This is a genomic window from Janthinobacterium sp. SUN176 (assembly GCF_030587335.1).
GTDB lineage: Bacteria > Pseudomonadota > Gammaproteobacteria > Burkholderiales > Burkholderiaceae_D > Janthinobacterium > Janthinobacterium kumbetense.
Map to the genome: position 1 here is coordinate 3306795 of NZ_JAPWIA010000001.1, position 20577 is coordinate 3327371.

A 20577-nucleotide genomic window follows, 5' to 3' on the forward strand; every position below is an offset into this window, starting at 1 on the left:
GTAAGCCACCCTGAGCCAGCGCGCCCCATGCCATCTCGGCGCGGCCATGCTTTTGTCAAAAAACATGGCCGTGCAACACATCCGACGTCGATCCAGCGAATCAGACGTTGACGTACGTCAACCCGTCCGCCGTGCTGGCGTGATTGCCGAAGCCGGAGCTGTCTTCCAGGTTGCCGTCGAGCTTCCAGCGTCCCACGGGACGGTGCACGATGCCATACTGGCCATAGTCATACACTTCCTTCGGCGTCAGCACGCGGTCGTACAGGATGACGTCCGACAACTGCCAGGCTGGCGCGCCCTGCTCCTGCGCATGCACGGCGCGGCCGATCACCAGCGGGGTGCCAGTGGCATTCAAGAATGGCGGCGCCATGTTTTGCAAACTCTGATACATGAGGAAATCATCCACATACAGGCTGATGCGTCCATCATGCTTCACAGTATAAGTACAGCGGAACCAGCGGTTGGGAATGTCCACCTTCAAGCCATGCCCATTGCTGTTGGCGCCCAGGCCATTGTCGCCAACGCCATTGAATAAATACAGGAACGTCTTGATATCCTGCGTCAGCAGCACCCATCCTTTCTTGTTCGCCTGATGTGCGATAAAAGCCTGCGCCAGAGCAACGGTCGAAGAGAAGTCCTGTTGCCGGATGCAATACGACAGCGAAAAATCCGCACTCTCGTAGCGCACGGACGACGGCACGGTGAGCAGCAGGCCAGGCTTGAATTGCAAGGTCTTCGTCACGCCGAAACAGGGCTTGGGCGGTGCCGGGCGCATGGCATCTTGGCCGCGCAAGGCGTCCCAGACAGCCTTGCGTTTGTTACTGTAGCCCGGCGTCTCCACCAGGTTCAAACCGGCGCGCTCCATGGTTTTCCCCGCATTCCAGGCCCAATAGCACGCCAGTTGCACGCCCGTACGGCGTATGGCGCTCAGCAAGGCATGCAGGTTGTCTTGCCGTTCGGTATCTTGCAACGCCGTTTCTTGCTCTTTCGACAAGCAAAAGCTGCCAAGGTAATACGGTTTGCCCAAGGCATGGGCAGCGCGCTGCATCACCTGCAGGTAGGCGAGCGAAGACGAGACGAAGTCGGCCGGCAGATCCGCACTGCTGTTCATGGCGCTGCTGACATATTCATTATTCAAGAACAGGTTTTCACAAATACAGTCGACAGGATCCGGATTTATCAATGGCAGGGTTTCCGCAATGTATTGTTCGAGGGTACCCTGGTGCGGTATGTAAGCGGGGATTCCTGCATTACCCGAGGAAATCATCCGCCCCAGGGCATCGTTGTCGCGCAGCGCTTGCGCCGTTTCCTGGATGATTTCGCGGGTGGTAGTCAAGTCTATCTTGGCAATGGCCATCAGTTCCTGTGCAGCCATCCAGGCGGCGATGCCGGCGTGGTTGCTGTAGCGCTGCGCAAACGCCTTGGCAAAGGCACGCATGTAGTGGCGTGTTTTCGATTGTGGATTGGCCAGTGCGGCGCGCGCGGCGGCATCGTGCTCGTCCGGCGTAGCTCCCGTAGCGCCCGCTTCCCCCACCAACTCCGGCACGGCAAAGGGATTCCAGAATGGACAGGCGATGATGCCGATGCCATTGGCCAGCGCATAGTCAAGCAGCGCCTGCACCGCTTTCCAATATTTATCCTGGATTCTCAGGTCCACGACCGTGTTGTCGGTGGCAAACCTCGGCGCGCCCACAACGTAGTCCCATACCTGATAGCCCGTACCGTCAGCCAGTTTGCCGTTGAATGGCGCCACCATCACCTGGATGTACTTGAAGCCGTTGGCCGCAAGATAAGGCAAATCGGTACTGTAATCAGGATGTTCCACTTCCGGCGCCAGCGGTGCGGTAGCGCTCCATTGACGGCGCTCCAGATACGCGTGCGCATTGAGGCCGATGCCGCTGACCTTGCCCGTGTTGACGCCGGCGGCGTTGAACTCTTGCATGACTCCATTGATAACTTTGATGTACGGCATGACGACTCCTGTAAAACAAGTGGAAGACATTGAGTTCAGGGCCCTGACTCCCCGCCGCTGCAACTTGCATGGAATGCAACGACAGGCAAATCATAGCGCTTGAAAATGGCCAGGCCGGGCATCTTGGTTTTTGTTTTTTTCATAGGATTCGCCATGAAGACGAGCTAGCGCAGCATGGCCGCCCGGGGAAGGCGCGACAATCATCGGCAGGCGCCACGACCAGCCGGGCGCGAACGGGAGGCAAGATGGGCATCAAGGATTGGCCGGCCGGCGAACGGCCGCGCGAACGCCTGATCGAAGATGGCGCGCAATCGCTGTCGGACGCGGAATTGCTGGCCGTCTTCCTGCGCACGGGCGTGCGCGGCAAGAGCGCCGTGGAACTGGCGCGCGACACGGTCGAGCACTTCGGTTCGCTGCGGGGCCTGTTTGGCGCCAGCCTCGTGAGCTTTTCCGCCGTGCACGGCATGGGCAGCGCCAAATTTGCCCAGTTGCAAGCAGTGCTGGAACTGGCGCGGCGCGCCATCATCGAAGACTTGCAGGCGGGCCAGACCCTCAATTCGCCGCACGCCGTCAAGGATTACCTGCGCCTGACCCTGGGCAACCTGGCGCATGAAGCATTCCACGTGTTGTTTTTGGACGTCAAGAACCGCCTGATCACGACCCAGGAAATGTTTCGCGGCACCCTCACCCAAGCTTATATTACCCATATTCGAAATAACTCTTGCAGATATTCTCCTCGCTAGTTCGTTGATTAATGCCGACATACTTAACCGCCCCGGGAGCTGTTCCCCGGGACGGAAATACTTAATTTGAAGATCGGCGCCGTTGAAAAGTCATCCCAACCAGAGCAGCCCCGCAGGGGCTGCGACGCAAATTGTTAGGGGTGGGGGGAGCCGCTTCTGCGGGCACCGGACGCAAGCCAGGACCAGAGGTCCAGGCGGCCGGGGAACCGCAGTTGCGGGGGGCGTAGCCCACGGTCTGGCAGCGGCCAGTAGGGGGAGCCGTCTGGGCACAACAAACAAGCCGAGGATGCGAAGCAGACCAGGTTTGTTGTGAACCAGATGGGGGGCAACGCCCCGCGCTCCCGCCCACAGCTATGGGGGCGGGCAACCAGGTTTCAGGATAGTGGCCCGCCACCGATCCTGCACGGTGCGAAGCACTGTACAGGGGAGCCGCAAAAGCTGGTTGCCCGCCCGCATCGCGGCCCCGGTAGGGGGGGCCAAAGGCCCGTGGGAGCGCCCCCGAGACGGACGCCAGTCCGGCGCTGGAGTCGGCTCAAGGCCGACGCGAAGGCAAGAGCGACAAGGAGACTGCGGAGCGGACGACCCAGCTCGCGCAGCATACCCAGCTTTCCACGCCAAAGCGTAGAGGGGATGCGAAGGCTTTTTTCCTCAGACGGGAGACTCCAAGCTATAGAGTTGGAGGTCTACCGTTATACAGTGCTCCTATTCCGATCCGCGCATATTGCGAAACAGGTATCGGAACAGGTGTATCAAAACACTATACTGTGTATGAGCCCACATGAAAAACACCTGCAAAACGACCTTGACGGACTCCAATTGGTTCACAAGTTTAGCTGGCTGCGTCCGCATGAGCTTGGCCCTCTTTTGTGGCCCAATGCTCTCCATGCGCGTCATCAAGCAAACCGGCTGGTACGTAGTTGGCGTGAGCGCCGGTTAATCATCGAGCGCACTCTACCCGAACGCGCGGGGCGTGCCGTTGTACTTTCTGCAGCGGGAGCACGATTACTTACCGCGCACGGCATTCACGCTGTGACCGGCAAAGACTTTGGCGAGACACACGGCAATGTATGGAGTCCCCCCTCAACCTGGCGTCATGACTTAATCGCGATTGGAGTGCTCGTTGATTTGTACCTACAAGGATTTAACGTTATCCCAGAAGCGCAAATTAAGAGAAGCGCAGGACAACTAGAAAAGCTGCCCGATGGGCTAGCATATCGAGACGGACAGGTCATTTTATTGGAAGTCGAACAGGCCCGTAAAACCGGCGCATCAATGAGAAACCTTGCGAATGCCTTGTGCTCCGTTGCACAAGGCTCGGCACCACCCATTTTAGGTATGCGTGTCACACATCTTATGGTGGCGTTTGCTTCGACCCAAGTCGATGAACGTGGCTACACGTTAAGCCATCAAGAGCGCGTTGCAAAGGCTGTCGCAGCATCAGCGCAACGTGCTGTGCCAGTGACTTGGGCAAGTTGCTCGATGCGTTCTGGTGGCGTCTGTGATGTTCAGTACACAGACGATCTTATCGAAGCAGATCGAGCGGCCGCGATACAGCGAAGGCTTGAGTTAAGCGGATGGCGGTTAGAAGAGGGAGTATTGCTATGCAAATACAAAGAAAGGATCGCTGCAGTTTGGGAGGAAGAAGAGGTCAATGTCTGGGGCTGGCAAGTTGATGACTTACCCGCAGAAAGAGTTAGTACTGTCACTGAGGCCAAGCGCCGGTGTGCGGAAGTGCTCGCGGACACATAGAAAGGTTACTCAAACCCAGGGCTCTAGCGGAAGATAACATCCAAAATGCACAAGCTCAGTGTTATGGGGGAGCTACTTGCTATCTCAGGGACTGTACTTTGCACACCATTGATAGAGCGGTGGCGATAGTCTCCGTCTTACTGTTGCTAGCTACAGCAAGAAAACTGCAAATTAGTCAATTTTCATTGCTTGCCATGATCTAAATCGCTACAATTCACTTACTTTACGCGTGGGATACATTCCTTCAACAAGAATTGTCCTTGTCCGGCGTTTCGCCAGACACTAATTTATTGCGGATATTTAGGGCAGCGTCAAAGACTTCCCTAACGTTCCTTCCTCCACTGCGCTCCCTCAGGAGCGTTAGGAAAGCCTTCGACGCTTCCTTTAGGTAAAGTTTATTGGCCTCTTGTGGGCCTTTTTTTTAATTACTCAATGGACTTTGAAGATACAATTATTGAAGAATTTTCTTCCTTAGATGTCAACAAATTCACTGCTGTTTTCACTCCTCCTAAAATCTTCCTCTGTGGCGGTCCGACAAGGGCCGCAGTGGCCGAAAGCGTGCGCCAGCGAATCATAGATCACTTGTCCGTTAAAGACCCTGTAACCTTCGATGCATTAATACACGCCGAAGACTTCACCGATTACTTTAAAGACGGGATTTATTCGGATTTGCTCGATTTTGAGATTGATATTGCCAATCTTTCTTCACTTACAGTCGTTTGCTTAGAAAGCCCAGGAGCGTTTGTTGAGCTCGGAATTTTCTGTCAACTTGAGACGGTATCGGGAAAACTTCTAATCATTGCCCCCCAGGAAGAAACGGATAAAAAGGATTCATTTATTTACCACGGCCCCCTCACAAGCCTTTCACGAAAAGACAATAGCTCAGTCGTATCCTATCCATGGGCTGATCCTAACATATTAAAATATGACCACTTAGAATTCATTATCGCCGACATAATGACTAAGCTTACCAAGGTCAATGGCAGTCATAAATTCAATCCAAAAAATAGTGGCCATTTAGCCCTCTTACTATACGACATCATTTGTCTGGCGTCACCAATCAAAAAAGAAGAAATCAATCTAGCCTTATATGCCTTAGACATCGACATGTCGGAGAGAGCAATAAATAAGCTATTATATTTACTTGAGAAGGTAAAACTTATTGCATCAACCAATTATAGTCGAGTTGACTACTATTACGGAGTTGGCCCAATAAGTCGTCGTATAAAATTCGGGACATCAAAAGCGGGAGCGGTAAAAGATACCTCGGCACTTAAAATGGCTTTCCGTCAAAGTTACGTGTTGGCAGCCGATGAACCTTCTAAGAAACGCCGATACGCCCAACAGGTAATACAGAAGACTGGGAATAAAAAATGAGTTCAATTTTTGAGTTCGTCCGTGAAACTCTCCTGATGGATGAGCAGGAGCTGTTAACCTTTTCCCAAACCGCGCCTCATCGATACAAAAAATATAATATCAAAAAACGCAATGGAACGGGATTTAGACAGATTGCTCAGCCCTCGAAAGAAGTAAAATTTATCCAACGCGTCATCCTAAGTCAGCTAAAACAAAAACTGACAACACATCCATGTGCTATGGCCTATGAGCCTGGAACCGGTATAAAGTTAAACGCCTTACACCACAAGGATAACTCGTATCTTTTAAAAATGGATTTTAGGGATTTCTTTCCGAGCATTACGCCTTTTCTTTTCCTTTCAATAGCAAAAGATTTTGATACTATTTTTGATGCCATAGATATAGACTTCTTGAGTAGACTTTTGTTCTATAAATCGACTCGAAAAAGTAAACTGCGCTTGAGCATTGGGGCTCCGACCTCCCCATTTATATCTAATTTTGTAATGCATAGCTTTGACCGAGTTACACACGAATATTGCAGCGCACACAAAATAAATTACACTCGCTATGCCGATGATATAACTTTTTCCACCAATGAAAAAGGTATTCTTTTCGACTTGCCGAGATTGGTTAAAGGTAACTTAAGAGCAAACACTTACGGCCAAATAAAAATAAACCCAGAGAAAACAGTTTTTTCCTCTAGAGCGTTTAATCGCCATGTAACTGGCGTTGTCATCACCAATGATGGATCACTGTCGTTGGGCAGGGATAAAAAGAGACTATATTCAGCAATGGTTCATAGATACTCGATTGGTGGTCTTGATGAAGCTGAGCGCCAGCAACTAAAGGGCTATCTTTCATTTGTTCTACATATTGAACCTGATTTTTTTGAGCGTTTGACTACAAAATATTCGAAAGAAGTAATTAACGCTTTAATGGATTAAATTTCCATCTTGCACTGACCGAGGACTGATTCAAATTCAACGCCTTCCATGGTGACAGCTGAACATAGCCTCGCAAGAAATTTTGTTGATCTGATATTCAATTTTCTCTCATAAGCATCGCTACGCGCCGCCTGCGGCGCCCTGGTTGGGAACAAGAGTTGCCCCGTAGCTCTCCTCCTCCGTGCAGATTACTTAGGAACACTCTCTGCTTCAACAACATAAGCCATAGAAATTTCTAAATTTTTATTCAAAATTTAAGATGCATCAATGCTCACGAGAGAAAATTTTCTAGTATAAAAAAAACTTCTTATTGATTCATGGATAAATCTTAGTATAACAAAAAAATTATTCACGGCTTCACAAAACCACTACTAATTACAGACCGTTTTCATCAAACGCCATTGGATGCGCGTCCGAGAAAGAGCAGAAAGTGTCTGCGATAAGGCAGAGCTTGTCTGTGTTTTGGCAGAAGCACCGTCTGCAAATTGGCAGAAACCATAGCATCTCATTCGACGTCAAGAAGCCGAAATTGGCAACTAAGCAATTCCCTGAAACAATTTGAAGTTTATTTTGACATCGCTGCATAATGTTCAGAAAATCCAGCTTCATGAAAAACGATCTTAAACGCTTCTTTAAATTTCACGTAGTCGAACTCCTTATAATCAAATAAGTTTTGCCCTATCGAGTGAGATTCGCGATTCATATAACGGCAGAACGCCTGATGCTTCATATCTTTCAATATTGGCATTTGGAATACATTATTAAGATCACGCTTCCTTACGAAATTGAAAAAATATTCGATAATATTCCTCATGCAATTCGCAATAAGTGCAGGATGCTGGTTTTCATCCATTACTACGCTCCAGTATGCCTGGTAATCATTTTGAATTTCCTCATATTTCATTTCCAAAATAGAACTCCCCGCAGAGTTTTTTATTATTCGAACTAATTTCTGCGTGGATTCTCGCCTATCTTTTCTTATATCGGTCATTTCGTAGAAGAAATACAAGCTGTGAGTCAAAACTATAACATGGGCAAAACTTTCGGAATTTGAAAATTCCTCTTTAATCAACTGACCGATATGAAATACATAAATATGCGATAGACTTGAAATAGGATCATCAATCACGGCTACTTTTTTTGACGCTATATCAGATGGATTTTTCTTGCCTTTACAAAGTTCGATAAAATATATAAAGCTTATAACAGTTTTCTCACCTTCGCTCAATGTCTGAAAGTCATCGGCGGAGGTTCCATTTCTAGAGAGTCGATACCTATTTTCTCCACTCTTAACAATTTTAAACGAATCTATCCCCATAGCCTCCAATCGAGAATTAATCGAGCTTATAGCGGCATCCACATTGACGGTCTTCTGTTGCAATCCAATTAATTCATTTCTTTTCTCTCTAATTTCCTTATCTATCTCCTCCAAATCTTTAACACCCTCTTCTTTTTCAATCTTCAAAGAGTCGTTAGCAATCGTGTGCGCAGTGATTGCAGCGTCATATTCTATGCGGCAGCGATTCCAGAATTCAGACTTTAGATTACCCAGTGCAGATTTTTTATCACTAATTCTAGAATTGTGCTCATTAATTAACTTGTTTATTTTTTCGGAAATTACATTTAAATCTTCAACCAACTCATTGGTAGAGTTTAAGACAATCGGTGCAGATGGTGACTTTATTTTTTGTTGAATTTTTTCCACATTAAGAGCCCAATACGATGATAGTCGAGCGTATATTGCTCTGAATTCCGAGATAAAATCAACAAAAAAAGGATTGTCAAAGTGCACAGATAAATCAGGCTGACGACCAACGAATTGATAATAATTTTGTTCCAGAACACCCAACTCATTCATTGAATCATTAAATGATTTATCAAAATAATCCTGGATTACCTTTGTAAGCTCTGGACTCATTGTTGGACTTTGGCAAAATGGGCAGACTTCGCTTGCGACAGACTTTAATTTCTCAACATATTCCAATCCATTTTTTACCCAATCTGCATTACCTAGCATCGAAATTAATTCGGCTATTGGACTATCAGATTTCCCAATAATAATTTTTCTGAATATTTCAAAATTTTCCAATCGATCTTTATCGGCAATCAAGTAAGGAATTGTTGGGTAAGACCTGGCACCATCTCCCTGCAGAGCCTCTACATCTTTCTTAATCATATCAATTTGCCGAATAATTTTACTATCTGGCAACGATAAAGATGAAAGATGTTCATATAGCTTTGATTTTACTTTCAAGCCATCCAAGCAATATTCCAAAACACGATCACCGCCGGAATACGTGGTTTTTATTTTCCATGTTTGGTCCTCTACTGCTGACCGAACAGATTGCATGGACTTACTTGTTGCGCTATCCTTCTCCACATGTACAAGTCGCTCAGAGTCGAGCTTTTTAATATTTTCGCTCAACTCAGAAATTTTTACTTCGACGTCTTTATTCACCTTGGAAAGGGTGAAAATTCCATTCAAATTGTCTATCTCAAAAAAGTTATCTTTAACGAATTGTGAGTTATAAACAAGAACATTTGCATCTTCGAATCCTTGTTTGCTACAGCCACTGAAGTCTGGACTTTCTGGTTTATATAAATAGTTAGAAATTGTGCTCTTCCCCGCGCCATTCAAACCATAGATAAGGGTTACCTTTTTGTCTGATTCTAATGTCGCAGAGGTTTTATAGCTGGCGACATTATTTATTACGATCTTGAAGGGCATAGCTTCGCCTTATCATAGTTGTAGGAATGTTCCTACATCCTACCCTGTATGTTTCGTAGGAGTATCACGAAATATCACATGTAGCTTCCTTGCAACAAAAAAGGGAGTAAGACATAAAGTATCTCCTCCCCTTATTGCTTGATTACGGCTATTCCTGGCAATTCATGTTCGCTGACGCTTAGATAGCACCGCCGAGTCTCATCTGATGAGACTTAGATTCGTGGCCGACCAATTTGATAAAGGTCGCCACGCTCGGCTACAGACCAACCGGATGACACAAGCTCACTTAGAGAGCGCCGTAGAACCTGTCTGCGCGTTCGTTGGGCCGAATCAGACACCTCCTCATCTGACCAGACATATCCAATCATCTTGTGCAACGAAACATCACGGGTGCTACCCGTATTAATCCAATGCAAACGATGATGCAACAGTCGAGCGGCATCGGAATGCAGCTTTCGTGTTTCTGGAATGTCTAGGCGCAAGTAGGTGCCTCGGCCTCCGTGAATTGCGGCAGCTAGAATAGAGCCCAGCTCGACGTCAATATGGCGACTGCTAGCATTAGCAGAAATCATATTTCCTGCAGACATGTCAGACGTGTCGAGTAAATTTGTTTGACGAATCGAGATGCTAACGGATGCCAATTTCTGTACAGCTCTACGAATGGAAGTCTGCGCAGAACCGGAATTAGCTCGGTAGCCGATAACCTCGGCCAATTTGTTAGTTGTGGTACGAACTACGGCGCGATGACACAACAGCCTCTGCAAGTCTTCTGGCGGGTTATCTTCGCAAGTTGCACGACTATTTGGGCATTGCAAGCCCGCGAAGCCAACCAGACCTTGTAGCACTCGCAATTCAACAGGACCAAGCTGAGGGCCAGTGAACCTGAACATAACGCCACCCATAATGTGATTCAGCACCGTCGGGTCGGGCAAACTGACTTTGGCGCAGCTAGCGAACAGACCAGGCGTATGAACGATTGCAGGGGACATTTTTGCGAAGATCGGTGTCGTAATCATGGTTTACGCTTCCAAACGGCCACTGCCGACAGGTCAATGATCTTCGATTCCAATAACAATTCGACTGAATGTACAGGCCCTTGGAGCCGCTCAGCTTGAGGAGTCGCGTCAGAAGTGAGGAACCGGCTGATAAGCCGCTTAGCAGGGATGGGGAGGTTTTCGTTTCGCATTGCCAGTATATGTGCGTCGACTGGGCATAAAAGCGAATTCTGCAGGTATTTTACAATTTATTACATTCAGTCCACTCTTTGGAGGCAACTGCACTGAAAAACTTAGTTTCGCCCAGGAACAGGGGGAGGAACTCTCGAGCATCCCTCCCCCTACATTATGACCTTTCATAACAATTAAATTATTACTAACTTAACAACCAACATTTCCTCAATTCAGATATTTCCAGTTTTTTCCATGCCAAAAGTACAGAGTTAAACCACTGAGAAGACTATTGACATCCGCTTTCCTGAATAGTTTTTCCTAATCCGCTGCAACAAAAAACGAAGCATTTGATATTTCCTACCACAGTATAGAGTGACCGCATCAACTATCGCATACCTTCACCGAAAATATTTTTACAGCACTGGACACAGTTAGCTTGTTGTGTAGCGTAGTGCAAGACTAAAGTATTCAGATGGTACGACTCCCTCTGAAGGCTGCCCGGAGGGAGTGCGGCGGACAGATGCATTCACCATCGTCTTGCGCTTTCCATCGCTTATCAGGGGGGCCGAAACTGTGACATACCATTCAGCAGCCTTACAGCTCACTTTACCGTCCACCGGACCTTGAAGATTGATGCCAACCATTCTGTCGCCAGATTCATAATCTCCTTCGTCCTTTCCGCAGTTCATCATAAGGTAATACTGTGACATCGAGTAGCTATCACCGGGTCGTTCGGAATTCAGCATTACAAAATCTCGGTGCATATAGAAGTCTGCTGCTTTGCCATTACGGGTGCATAGCCCGAGCGAACCCTTGGCTACCGCTTTACCAACAATGCCGCCGAGAGATTCGCAGGTCTTGTTAAATTGGCTAATCAAGGCCGCTTCATGTTCAGGACTGTTTACGCCGGTCTGAGGCCTCGTGGCGCAGCCAGTGAGCGCCGTAGCCAAAATGAGGAAGGTAGTTGTAGTCTTTTTCACAAGCGTCCTTATAAATTGATTTAAAAAAGTAAGACTGTGAAGCATTCTACGAATTTCGTAGAGACGAAGCAATGGTAATCTACGATTATCGAAGGATGCTCTTAAAAACCCCTCCTACTGTTTTCGGCCAACGCTTGAAAGAAGCAAGACTGCGAGCAGCTATTCCACAGGATCAACTGGGCGTAAAAATTGGACTTGATGAAGGCACCGCGAGCGCAAGAATGAGCCGCTATGAGAGTGGAGTGCATGAGCCACCATTTCGCATAGCGATAAAAATAGCTCAGGTGCTAGGACTACCAACAGCGTATTTCTATTGTGAGGACGACGAACTCGCAAATCTGCTTCTGCTTTGGGGGAGGTCATCAGTCGCAGAGCGGGAGCGTATCAAGGCTGTTCTTTATGCCGAGTTACCTAAGCATTAACTGCTTTGAAATCAAAGCTGGCCGAGCTGATAGGCACGATAGGGAGCATTACTAAACTCCTCTTTTTTGGACTGATATCAGCTAGCCGCTGCATCCAACGGCTCACACTCTTTTTTCTGCTTTTCGACCCGACGAGGCAGAGCTGGCTCAAGCACTCCTTCCCGTGCAGCCTCAAGATATGGCTTTTCTGGCGGCTCCTTAGGCCTAGGTTTTTTATGATATTTCGCACTCGGATTCGCACGTGAGGGAAGTTGTTTGTGCAAAAGTTCGACAACATGTAATTTATCTGAATTCTGAAAACGCACAAGTGCCACGTCATAAGCCCATATCCAGATAGTCTCTACCAAGCGAGACAACTTCATGTGGAGGCTGAGACGATACTCTCTCGCATCTTCATCATCTGGGAGGTATAAGTTTTCCATTGCTTTATCTACCTCCACCACCCCGACCTCTCCCATGTTGGCAAGAGCTTCCGAAACCAGATTCATTTGAAACTCCATGTGCAACATGCGCAGGTCGAACTCAATACCTTCCAACTTGTTCATGATGGAATCGAGGCTAATACCGCGAGCAATGGCCGCAGCAAGATGCTCAGACTCCTGCTCCTTCTCTGCTATACGTCTTGATAGTTCCGCTTGGCGCTTCAGCAACTTTTCGCCTTTCCTAGTACTAACCGAGATCGGAGCATGCTTAAAAATTGCAGTCAATAACATCGGGTCTGCACATGCTGCGGACATCGTCTTGCATTCAGTGACTCCAGCCAACGCACCGCTACAGTTCAGCTGAGCTCGACTGTACCCTGTCCGTTCGTTTTTCCGATGGATCGGCGCCCCACAGGCGCCGCAGTACATCAGCCCTGCAAAGACATTGTAGTAATGAATATCTCGCCGTTTGTTCACCATCCTTGTCAAGATGGATGCCTGAGCCCGTTTCCATAGTGCATCCTGGATGATTCGGGGGTAGTAGTCTGTCTTTTTGATGCCGGAACTCTTGCCTCGCCAGCCTTCCGACTCAACTGCTTCATGCGTATGAATTCTATGTTCGTGCTCGCCAAGAACAGAACGGCTGCGAAGTATGTTCCCTGGCATCTGTCCATGCCACCGGCCCGTCTTGTTCAATCGAGTTGGTACTGGCCATCCTTCCTGATTCGCAAACTTCGCTATGGCTTTTGAACCAAAGCCCGCAGCTGCCTTTTCAAACACTTTACGAACACTTTCGGCTTTCTCTTGATCGATTTGCCATGGACCTCTATCTTCCCGATAAAGCCAACCTGGGGCGCTACCAAATGCGGATTGTCTTCCAGTCTTGCGTGCAGCGGCGAATACCTTTTGTAAGCGGTCTGCCTTTTGACTCGACTCCTGATACCCCCTGTACAGCGTAACGAGACTCAGCATGAACGACTCCATACTGTTCATGGTGGCCTTAATCCACACCTTGCCGTCGGTCAAAGTGACGATAGTGATACCGTTATTAATCAACGACAAGAGCATTTCATACGCATCAGACAAAGGCAGGCGCGTAAGACGATCAAAAGCCTCTACCAGAAGGATGGTTCCCTTCTCAAGTTTTCCGTCCAAAGTCATGCGCTGCAGCGCTCCAAGTGCCCCGCGCGTGGCATTCTCTCCTGTGTATGCTGACATCCCTTCGTCGTGTAGAGTCAGTGAGGTATCGAGTTCATGCTTCTCTTCGATACACCATTTAATCGCCATTTCAGTCTGCCGCCGGTGAGAATCCCCTTTGGCTTGTCGCTTTGTACTGAACCGTGTGTAGCTAAGCACGCGCCTGCCCGGTCGAAGGGCATCATCTATCAATGCCTTCATTTTATCGTCCATCGTTCACAGCCCTTCCGAATACCATAGTGGTCGCCGTCGAATTCTACAATTTAGGCGAATTCTTGCCTATAAGAACTAATGAGTAGTTTCGCATATAGTCCTCATGAACTCACACGAGCGTATATCCGCGCGAAGTCGTCAAGCAGGCACTGCAGCACAACGCGGCCAGCGTCATGCTGGCGCACAACCACCCGTCCGGCACACCCGAGCCCAGCGAATCGGATCTATTGCTGACGCGCGCGCTGGTGCAAGCGTTGTCGCTGGTGGACGTGCGCATCCTCGACCATTTCGTCGTGGCCGGACGGCACGTGCATTCGTTCGCGGAACATGGCCAGATCTAGGCCAGGGCTGGCCAGGCGGCAGTTAACCATGTGTAAACAAGGACATACGTCACTGCAGCGAGACGCTTATCTAACAGTAAACAGCGCTGTTTACCAGTGCCTTCCCCTATGAAGAAGGGGAAAAGTCAAATTGTTAAATTATTTCAATACAACATGACACAATTGTTTTTCGCAAGTCATTGATAAATCGGCTTATTTTGGATATACTCTCGTTTTTCCAATTTGGAATATCTTTAAGGAGTGCGCCATGGCACGTGTTTGCCAAGTCACTGGGAAGAAGCCGATGGTCGGCAACAATGTTTCCCATGCAAACAACAAAACCAAACGTCGTTTTTTGCCTAACTTGCAGAATCGTCGTATTTTTGTTGAATCTGAAAACCGCTGGGTCTCCCTGCGTTTGTCCAACGCCGGTCTGCGCGTCATCGATAAAGTCGGCATCGACGCCGTATTGGTCGATATGCGCGCTCGTGGCGAAAAAGTCTAATTAGCAGAATAAGGGAGCTATCATGGCAAAATCAGGCCGCGACAAAATCAAGTTAGAATCGACCGCCGGTACGGGTCACTTCTACACGACCACCAAAAACAAGCGTACGACGCCTGCGAAAATGGAGATCATGAAATTCGATCCTAAAGCACGCAAGCACGTAACGTACAAAGAAACCAAAATCAAGTAATTGATATTGTGTTCTGTAAAAAGAGCCGCTCCGATGAGCGGTTTTTTTTCGCCCTGATTTTCATCTCGCCGTTCGCCCCTTGTGTCGGGACGAAAAAAAGGCCCTGGAAACCAGGGCCTTGATATGACGCAACAGCTTACTCAGGCATAGCTGCGCAGGCGCAAGGAGAAATCTTGCAGCGACTTGATGCCCGACGCTTCGGCGCGCGTGCACCAGTCTTGCAGCTTTTGCAGCAATTGCTCACGCGTAAAATGCGAGCGTTCCCAGATGGCGCCCAGCTCCACGCGCATGTGGTGCATGGTTTCCAGCGCCTTGCTGTGCTGGAACAATTCCGACAGCTGTTCGTGGTGCGCATCGGCCAGCTTGCCCGGCTCGCGCTGCATCAGCTTGCGCGACGATTTCAGGAAGCGCTTTTCCAGTTCCGCCTTGTGCTTCAAGTGTTCCAGCTCTTCCTTCCAGGCATGCTTGATCGATTTCGCATACTTGGCCATCACGTCGTAGCGGTTGGCGATGACCGATTGCAAGGTCTCGAAGTCCGCTTCCAGCTTGCCGTGCGAGAACTTCGGCTCCGGCGCCAGCTTTTTCACCTTGGCCAGGCCCAGCATTTCCAGCGCGCGGATATAGGCCCAGCCGATATCGATTTCATACCATTTCGACGACAGCTTGGCCGACGTCGCATAGGTATGGTGATTGTTGTGCAACTCTTCGCCGCCGATCAGGATGCCGAACGGAATGATGTTGGTGGCCGCATCGGCGCAGTCGTAGTTGCGGTAGCCCCAGTAGTGGCCGATGCCGTTGATGATGCCGGCCGCCGTGATGGGGATCCACATCATTTGCACGGCCCACACGGAAATGCCGATCACGCCGAACAAAATGAAATTGATGACGAACAGCGACACCACGCCCAGCCAGCTGTACTTGGTGTACAAGTTGCGCTCGATCCAGTCCGTCGGCGTGCCGTGGCCATATTTCGCCATGGTTTCCATGTTCTTCGATTCAGCGCGGTACAGCTCGGCGCCTTCCCAGAAGACTTTCTTGATGCCGCGCGTCACGGGGCTGTGCGGATCTTCTTCCGTATCGCACTTGGCATGGTGCTTGCGGTGGATGGCCGCCCATTCCTTGGTCACCTGGCCCGTCGTCAGCCACAGCCAGAAACGGAAGAAATGGCTGGGGATCGCATGCAATTCCAGCGCCCGGTGGGCCTGGTGGCGGTGCAGGTAAATCGTGACGCTGGCGATGGTGATATGCGTGACCACCATGGTGTACAGGAAAACTTGCCATGCGGACAGATCGGTAATGCCAGTTGCCATGAACTGCAAAACGTCGTGTAAAACGGAACTCAATGTCATTACTACTACTCCAAGTGGACAGGGCGTGCGCACGGTCGCTCCAGTGACTCTGGAGGTCCGGCAGAGTTAATTTTAGGCGTGATTGTACGCCCTAATGGGTGCGGTCAGGCAAAATCGGAGGCAGGCAGCGAGGTTAAGGCTGGGTGCCGGATGGGGCGGACTCACCCTCTGCCGCGCTGGCGAGCGGGGCAGGAGGCGTACCAACAATACGCAATTCGCGTTGCGGAAACGGTACAGTGACCTTATGTTCCTGCAAGGTGCGCCAGATGGCGCGGTTCACATTCGACTTCACGCCGCCGGTGCCATTTTCCGGGTCCGCAATCCAGAAGCCGATCTGCACATCGAGGCCGTCGGCGCCGAAACGCACGAGGGTGGCCGATGGCGGATTGCTTTGCGACACACGCGGCACCTTGGCCGTCGCCGCTTCCAGCAAGGGGAAGATGACATCCAGATCCGTTTCATAGCCCACCGACACGGCCGTCGACAGCCAGACCATGCGGTTGCTCAGCGACATGTTCTGCACGCCGCCGGAAATCAGCATTTCATTCGGCACGATGGATTCAACGCCATCGCCACCCAATAACACAGTATAGCGCGTATTGATTTGCGTGACCTTGCCGGTGAATTGACCCACCGTAATCATGTCGCCGATGGTCAGGCTGCGGTCCAGCAGGATGATGAAACCGGACACGAAATTCGCAGCGATCTTTTGCAAGCCAAAGCCCAGCGCCACGCCGAAGGCGCCGCCGAACACGGACAGCACCGTCAGGTCGATGCCCACCAGCGACAGGCTGACCAGTACGGAAACGAGGATCAGCACGGCGCGGCCCATGCGCGACAGCACCACGCGCAAGGAAGTGTGCAAGCCCTGCATTTTCATCAGACGCTCGTCGAGCGAAGTGCCGGCCCACATGGCCAGCACCAGCAGCACGGCCACGGAAATAGCGGCTTGCAAGATGGCAGCCACGGACACCTTGTTGCGTCCCAGCGGCACGACGATACCTTCCAGGAAGGTGTGCAATTCCGGCCACAGGCCCGTGATGTACAGGGCCATGCCGGCCCACACCACCACCGTGAAGATCTTTTCCAGCAGCAACATGGTGGGGCTGATGTCGCCGTGGCGGGCAAAAATGCGGCGCAGCACGTAAAACCCGAAGCGCACCAGCGCCATTGAGGTGCACAGGGGAATGGCAATACTGAGCAGGTTCACGGACTGGAACTTGGCCAGGAAATGCTGCGCAATGCCCAGCAGCATGGCCGCCAGCACGGGCGTCAGGATGCGGATGAAACTATCCGTGCGCTGCAAGGTTTCCGGCGTGGCCGGCACCGTGGCCGCTTCCGCCCGCTGATGCAGGAATACGCGCAACTGCCGCACCAGCAGCCAGCTCAGCGCCAGGCAGGCGACGATGACCAGCGCCTGCCACAGGATGGCCGGTTGACGGAAATCATCGACAAAGTCAGTGATCAGATTCAGCAGCGGGGTTTCATTCATGGCGGATGCGGTCCGGAAGGTGAGACGGAGGTGATACGGAGGGGCTAGGCCCATGCCGCCAGGCGGGCTGGCGACATTGAAAGCCGCCACTGCCAGGTGCAGCGGCGGCCCGTGACAGGCTTACTCGGCTTGTTCAGCGTCAGCGTCGTCGGCCGGTTTTTCATCGGCGTAGACTTTTTTCGGCATGACCTTGCGCTCGAACACGGCGGCGAAGAAGCCGTCGGTCTGGTGCAAGTGCGGCAACAATTTCAGGTAGTCGCCCATTTCCAGCTCGATCTTCTGCTCGGCCAGCACCTTGCTCATCGGCACCAGGGTGAAGTCCGGATGGGCGGCCAGGAATTGCTCGGCGATAAAGTCGTTTTCTTCGTTCAGGAAGCTGCAGGTGGCGTACACCAGGCGGCCGCCGCCCTTGACGAGGCGCGCCGCGCCGGCCAGGATGGCTGCCTGCTTGGCTTGCAATTCCACGATCGAGTTCGGCTGCTGGCGCCATTTCACGTCCGGATTGCGGCGCAGGGTGCCCAGGCCGCTGCATGGGGCGTCGACCAGCACGCGGTCGATCTTGCCGGCCAGGCGCTTGATCTTGGCATCGCGTTCATGCGCGATCTGCACCGGATGCACGTTCGACAGGCCGCTGCGGGCCATGCGCGGCTTCAGCTTGGCCAAGCGCTTTTCCGACACGTCGAACGCGTACAAACGGCCCGTGTTGCGCATCAGCGCGCCCAATGCGAGGGTCTTGCCGCCCGCGCCGGCACAGAAATCGACCACCATCTCGCCGCGCTTGGCGCCGACGATCTGCGACAGGATCTGGCTGCCTTCATCTTGCACTTCGATGGCGCCGCTCTGGAACAATGGCAGGTTTTGCAACGATGGCTTCTTGATCACGCGCAAGCCCAGCGGGGCATACGGCGTTGGCGTGCTGAGGATAGGCGCTTCGGCCAGGGCCAGCATCACGTCGTCGCGCGTGGCCTTGAGCGAGTTGACGCGCAAGTCCAGCGGCGCCGGCGCGTTCAGCGCATCGGCCAGCTTCATGGTTTCCGCTTCGCCGAACTGGGCGATCAGCTTGTCGAACAGCCAGGTCGGCATGTTGGCGCGCATGTTCGACGGCATCAGGCTGCGGTCGATCTGCGTGATGCGTTCCAGCCATTCCACTTCTTCTTCCGTCAGGCCGCCCAAGGAGTCGGCACCGACGGCTTCGGCCAGGCCGAGGATGGTCAAACGGCGCATGGTCGGGCCGCTGCCCGCTTCGGCGAAGTCCGTGAAGAACGATTTGTTGCGCAGGACGGCATAAATGCCTTCGGCGATGGCGCCGCGTTCGCGCGAACCGAGGCGCGGATGGTCGCGGAAATAGCGCGACAGGGTGGTGTCGGCCGGGGCCGTGAAACGTAAAATTTCGCGCAACACTTCTTCAGCATTGGCAAGTATCGCTGGTGGCAATCTCATTGTTATTCTTCCTGTAATATTTTATTGAGGGTCCACGCGGACCTGGCCATGCTCGACTGACAGTTTATCGTCAATGAACAGGCGGATGGCGCGCGGGTAAAGCAGATGTTCCTGTACCAGCACGCGCGCCGATAAGCTGTCTTCTGTGTCGCCTGGCAAGACTGGTACCACCGCGCTCGCCACGGCCGGGCCATGGTCAAGCTCGGCAGTCACGAAATGCACGGTCGCGCCGTGTTCCGTCACGCCCGCCTCGAGCGCCTGGCGGTGCGTCGCCATGCCCGGGAACAGCGGCAGCAGCGACGGGTGGATATTGAGCATGCGCCCCGCGTAATGCTCGACGAAGGGCGGCGTCAGGATGCGCATGAAACCGGCCAGCACGACCAGGTCGGGGGCGAAGCCGTCGATCACGGCTTGCAGCGCCGCATCGAACTGTTCGCGGCTGGCATAATCCTTGTTGGCAACGACTGCCGTCGCTATCCCATGTTCCGCGGCAAACACCAGTCCCTGGGCATCGGCCCTGTTACTGATGACGGCGGCAATACGGGCTGGCCATTGCTCGGCTTGCGCCGCGCGGACGACCGCTTCCATGTTGCTGCCGCGTCCGGAAATGAGGATAACGATATTTTTCATAGCGCGCATTGTACCCGCTATGGCGATGCGAATCTAGAAAGGCCGGTATTATTGTTGCGGCGCAACATGAGCGCCGGCGCGCCGCAGCCGCCCGGCGATGCCGGTTTTCACCTGCGCCGGAGGCCCGCTTGACGGCGCCGCGGCAAGAGTAAGTATTTACTCGAACGAATAGAAGACGCGGAACGGGACTTTCTTCTCGGCCCAGTAGTCGGCCGCGTCGCGGAACACGTCGAGCAGGATCTCGCGCGCTTCCTTGTCGAATTTTTGCGTATTTGGCAATTGCTCGAGCACCACCAGGAAGCCCGTTTGCGTGCCCGCCTTGAACATGGTATCCGTCAGGCACAGGCGCAGGGCGTCGAAATTCTTCGCCAGGTTCTTCGGAAACAGGAATGCTTCTGCAATAATGCCGATGACTTGTTGTTTGGTCTGTCCAGCGTTGCAATGCGCATATAAAAAGTGCTGCCCGAGACGGATCGCCTCGTCTTGTAATTCGGTCACGCGAAAGGCACGGATGGACTGGACAAGGTTGGGCGGCACGGTTAGTAACAAACTCATTTTTCCCTCAAATCGACCTGTTATGTATGGATATCTTCTAGCTGCTCTTCTTATTGCATCCCCGCACGCGGGTCAATGCGCACGCGGTGATTCGATCTGTATCAACTTTTATGCGATTCAGTGCGATTTTATATAAGCCATACGCGTATTAGGGTAACGTGTTGTCCTGCATGAATCAACCCGAATATGATGTCAAACGCA

16 protein-coding genes and 2 pseudogenes are annotated in these 20577 nt (G+C 51.5%); 8 read left to right on the forward strand and 10 right to left on the reverse strand.

Annotated features, from left to right (window positions below; all coding sequences use genetic code 11):
* Positions 1 to 100 precede the first annotated feature (100 nt).
* Positions 101 to 1972 (reverse strand): LamG-like jellyroll fold domain-containing protein, encoded by a 1872-nt coding sequence (locus O3299_RS14955; RefSeq protein ID WP_305062591.1) that lies wholly within the window; start codon positions 1970 to 1972, stop codon positions 101 to 103.
* A 245-nt stretch (positions 1973 to 2217) separates the two neighbouring features.
* Here O3299_RS14955 and O3299_RS14960 point away from each other — a divergent pair.
* The 4 genes and pseudogenes from O3299_RS14960 to O3299_RS14975 all read left to right on the forward strand — a co-directional run.
* Positions 2218 to 2673 (forward strand): annotated as a pseudogene (locus O3299_RS14960) (UPF0758 domain-containing protein); the annotation flags it as partial.
* An 810-nt stretch (positions 2674 to 3483) separates the two neighbouring features.
* On the forward strand, positions 3484 to 4464 hold the full coding sequence (locus O3299_RS14965) for a hypothetical protein (RefSeq protein WP_305062592.1): 981 nt from the start codon (positions 3484 to 3486) through the stop codon (positions 4462 to 4464).
* A gap of 432 nt (positions 4465 to 4896) precedes the next feature.
* Positions 4897 to 5841, forward strand: a complete 945-nt coding sequence (locus O3299_RS14970; protein WP_305062593.1) for a retron St85 family effector protein — start codon at positions 4897 to 4899, stop codon at positions 5839 to 5841.
* Complete coding sequence (locus O3299_RS14975; RefSeq protein WP_305062594.1) at positions 5838 to 6764, forward strand: retron St85 family RNA-directed DNA polymerase; 927 nt, start codon at positions 5838 to 5840, stop codon at positions 6762 to 6764. Before O3299_RS14970 ends, O3299_RS14975 begins: the two co-directional genes overlap by 4 nt.
* A gap of 565 nt (positions 6765 to 7329) precedes the next feature.
* Here O3299_RS14975 and O3299_RS14980 read toward each other — a convergent pair.
* The 3 genes from O3299_RS14980 to O3299_RS14990 all read right to left on the reverse strand — a co-directional run bounded on the left by O3299_RS14980 (position 7330) and on the right by O3299_RS14990 (position 11641).
* Positions 7330 to 9492 (reverse strand): AAA family ATPase, encoded by a 2163-nt coding sequence (locus O3299_RS14980; protein ID WP_305062595.1) that lies wholly within the window; start codon positions 9490 to 9492, stop codon positions 7330 to 7332.
* Between the two features lie 212 nt (positions 9493 to 9704).
* The gene (repC, locus tag O3299_RS14985; protein WP_305062596.1) at positions 9705 to 10508 is read right to left on the reverse strand and encodes a replication protein C, IncQ-type; all 804 of its coding nucleotides are present in this window, start codon (positions 10506 to 10508) and stop codon (positions 9705 to 9707) included.
* Positions 10509 to 11092: 584 nt separating this feature from the next.
* Complete coding sequence (locus O3299_RS14990) at positions 11093 to 11641, reverse strand: hypothetical protein (RefSeq protein ID WP_305062597.1); 549 nt, start codon at positions 11639 to 11641, stop codon at positions 11093 to 11095.
* Between the two features lie 95 nt (positions 11642 to 11736).
* Here O3299_RS14990 and O3299_RS14995 point away from each other — a divergent pair, with 95 nt between their 5' ends.
* Positions 11737 to 12063, forward strand: a complete 327-nt coding sequence (locus O3299_RS14995) for a helix-turn-helix domain-containing protein (RefSeq protein ID WP_305062972.1) — start codon at positions 11737 to 11739, stop codon at positions 12061 to 12063.
* Positions 12064 to 12140: 77 nt separating this feature from the next.
* Here O3299_RS14995 and O3299_RS15000 read toward each other — a convergent pair whose 3' ends face one another.
* Complete coding sequence (locus tag O3299_RS15000; RefSeq protein WP_305062598.1) at positions 12141 to 13895, reverse strand: recombinase family protein; 1755 nt, start codon at positions 13893 to 13895, stop codon at positions 12141 to 12143.
* 107 nt (positions 13896 to 14002) lie between these two features.
* Between O3299_RS15000 and O3299_RS15005 the strand changes: the two are divergent.
* The 3 genes and pseudogenes from O3299_RS15005 to rpmG form a co-directional block, all read left to right on the forward strand.
* A pseudogene (locus O3299_RS15005) lies at positions 14003 to 14236 on the forward strand (JAB domain-containing protein); the annotation flags it as partial.
* A 247-nt stretch (positions 14237 to 14483) separates the two neighbouring features.
* Positions 14484 to 14720 carry a 50S ribosomal protein L28 gene (rpmB, locus tag O3299_RS15010; RefSeq protein WP_010400928.1) on the forward strand — a complete coding sequence of 79 codons (237 nt, stop codon included), beginning with the start codon at positions 14484 to 14486 and terminating at the stop codon, positions 14718 to 14720.
* A gap of 22 nt (positions 14721 to 14742) precedes the next feature.
* Positions 14743 to 14910 (forward strand): 50S ribosomal protein L33, encoded by a 168-nt coding sequence (gene rpmG / locus O3299_RS15015; protein WP_010400929.1) that lies wholly within the window; start codon positions 14743 to 14745, stop codon positions 14908 to 14910.
* Between the two features lie 140 nt (positions 14911 to 15050).
* On the opposite strand, the gene O3299_RS15020 is transcribed toward rpmG, so the two are convergent.
* The 5 genes from O3299_RS15020 to O3299_RS15040 form a co-directional block, all read right to left on the reverse strand.
* The gene (locus tag O3299_RS15020; protein WP_369811458.1) at positions 15051 to 16220 is read right to left on the reverse strand and encodes a fatty acid desaturase; all 1170 of its coding nucleotides are present in this window, start codon (positions 16218 to 16220) and stop codon (positions 15051 to 15053) included.
* Between the two features lie 172 nt (positions 16221 to 16392).
* Positions 16393 to 17751, reverse strand: a complete 1359-nt coding sequence (locus tag O3299_RS15025; protein WP_289903849.1) for a mechanosensitive ion channel family protein — start codon at positions 17749 to 17751, stop codon at positions 16393 to 16395.
* Between the two features lie 120 nt (positions 17752 to 17871).
* The gene (locus O3299_RS15030) at positions 17872 to 19191 is read right to left on the reverse strand and encodes an RsmB/NOP family class I SAM-dependent RNA methyltransferase (RefSeq protein WP_099666789.1); all 1320 of its coding nucleotides are present in this window, start codon (positions 19189 to 19191) and stop codon (positions 17872 to 17874) included.
* A 21-nt stretch (positions 19192 to 19212) separates the two neighbouring features.
* Entirely contained in the window at positions 19213 to 19821 is a 609-nt protein-coding gene (gene purN, locus O3299_RS15035) for a phosphoribosylglycinamide formyltransferase (RefSeq protein WP_099666788.1), read from the reverse strand.
* A 156-nt stretch (positions 19822 to 19977) separates the two neighbouring features.
* Entirely contained in the window at positions 19978 to 20376 is a 399-nt protein-coding gene (locus O3299_RS15040; protein ID WP_034747450.1) for a barstar family protein, read from the reverse strand.
* Between the last annotated feature and the right edge of the window lie 201 nt (positions 20377 to 20577).

Coding starts and splice junctions, on each gene's coding strand:
- O3299_RS14955 (WP_305062591.1), bottom strand. CDS start 1,972: ATGCCGTACATCAAAGTTATCAATGGAGTCATGCAAGAGTTCAACGCC.
- O3299_RS14965 (WP_305062592.1), top strand. CDS start 3,484: ATGAGCCCACATGAAAAACACCTGCAAAACGACCTTGACGGACTCCAA.
- O3299_RS14970 (WP_305062593.1), top strand. CDS start 4,897: ATGGACTTTGAAGATACAATTATTGAAGAATTTTCTTCCTTAGATGTC.
- O3299_RS14975 (WP_305062594.1), top strand. CDS start 5,838: ATGAGTTCAATTTTTGAGTTCGTCCGTGAAACTCTCCTGATGGATGAG.
- O3299_RS14980 (WP_305062595.1), bottom strand. CDS start 9,492: ATGCCCTTCAAGATCGTAATAAATAATGTCGCCAGCTATAAAACCTCT.
- repC (WP_305062596.1), bottom strand. CDS start 10,508: ATGATTACGACACCGATCTTCGCAAAAATGTCCCCTGCAATCGTTCAT.
- O3299_RS14995 (WP_305062972.1), top strand. CDS start 11,737: ATGCTCTTAAAAACCCCTCCTACTGTTTTCGGCCAACGCTTGAAAGAA.
- O3299_RS15000 (WP_305062598.1), bottom strand. CDS start 13,895: ATGGACGATAAAATGAAGGCATTGATAGATGATGCCCTTCGACCGGGC.
- rpmB (WP_010400928.1), top strand. CDS start 14,484: ATGGCACGTGTTTGCCAAGTCACTGGGAAGAAGCCGATGGTCGGCAAC.
- rpmG (WP_010400929.1), top strand. CDS start 14,743: ATGGCAAAATCAGGCCGCGACAAAATCAAGTTAGAATCGACCGCCGGT.
- O3299_RS15020 (WP_369811458.1), bottom strand. CDS start 16,220: ATGGCAACTGGCATTACCGATCTGTCCGCATGGCAAGTTTTCCTGTAC.
- O3299_RS15025 (WP_289903849.1), bottom strand. CDS start 17,751: ATGAATGAAACCCCGCTGCTGAATCTGATCACTGACTTTGTCGATGAT.
- O3299_RS15030 (WP_099666789.1), bottom strand. CDS start 19,191: ATGAGATTGCCACCAGCGATACTTGCCAATGCTGAAGAAGTGTTGCGC.
- purN (WP_099666788.1), bottom strand. CDS start 19,821: ATGAAAAATATCGTTATCCTCATTTCCGGACGCGGCAGCAACATGGAA.
- O3299_RS15040 (WP_034747450.1), bottom strand. CDS start 20,376: ATGAGTTTGTTACTAACCGTGCCGCCCAACCTTGTCCAGTCCATCCGT.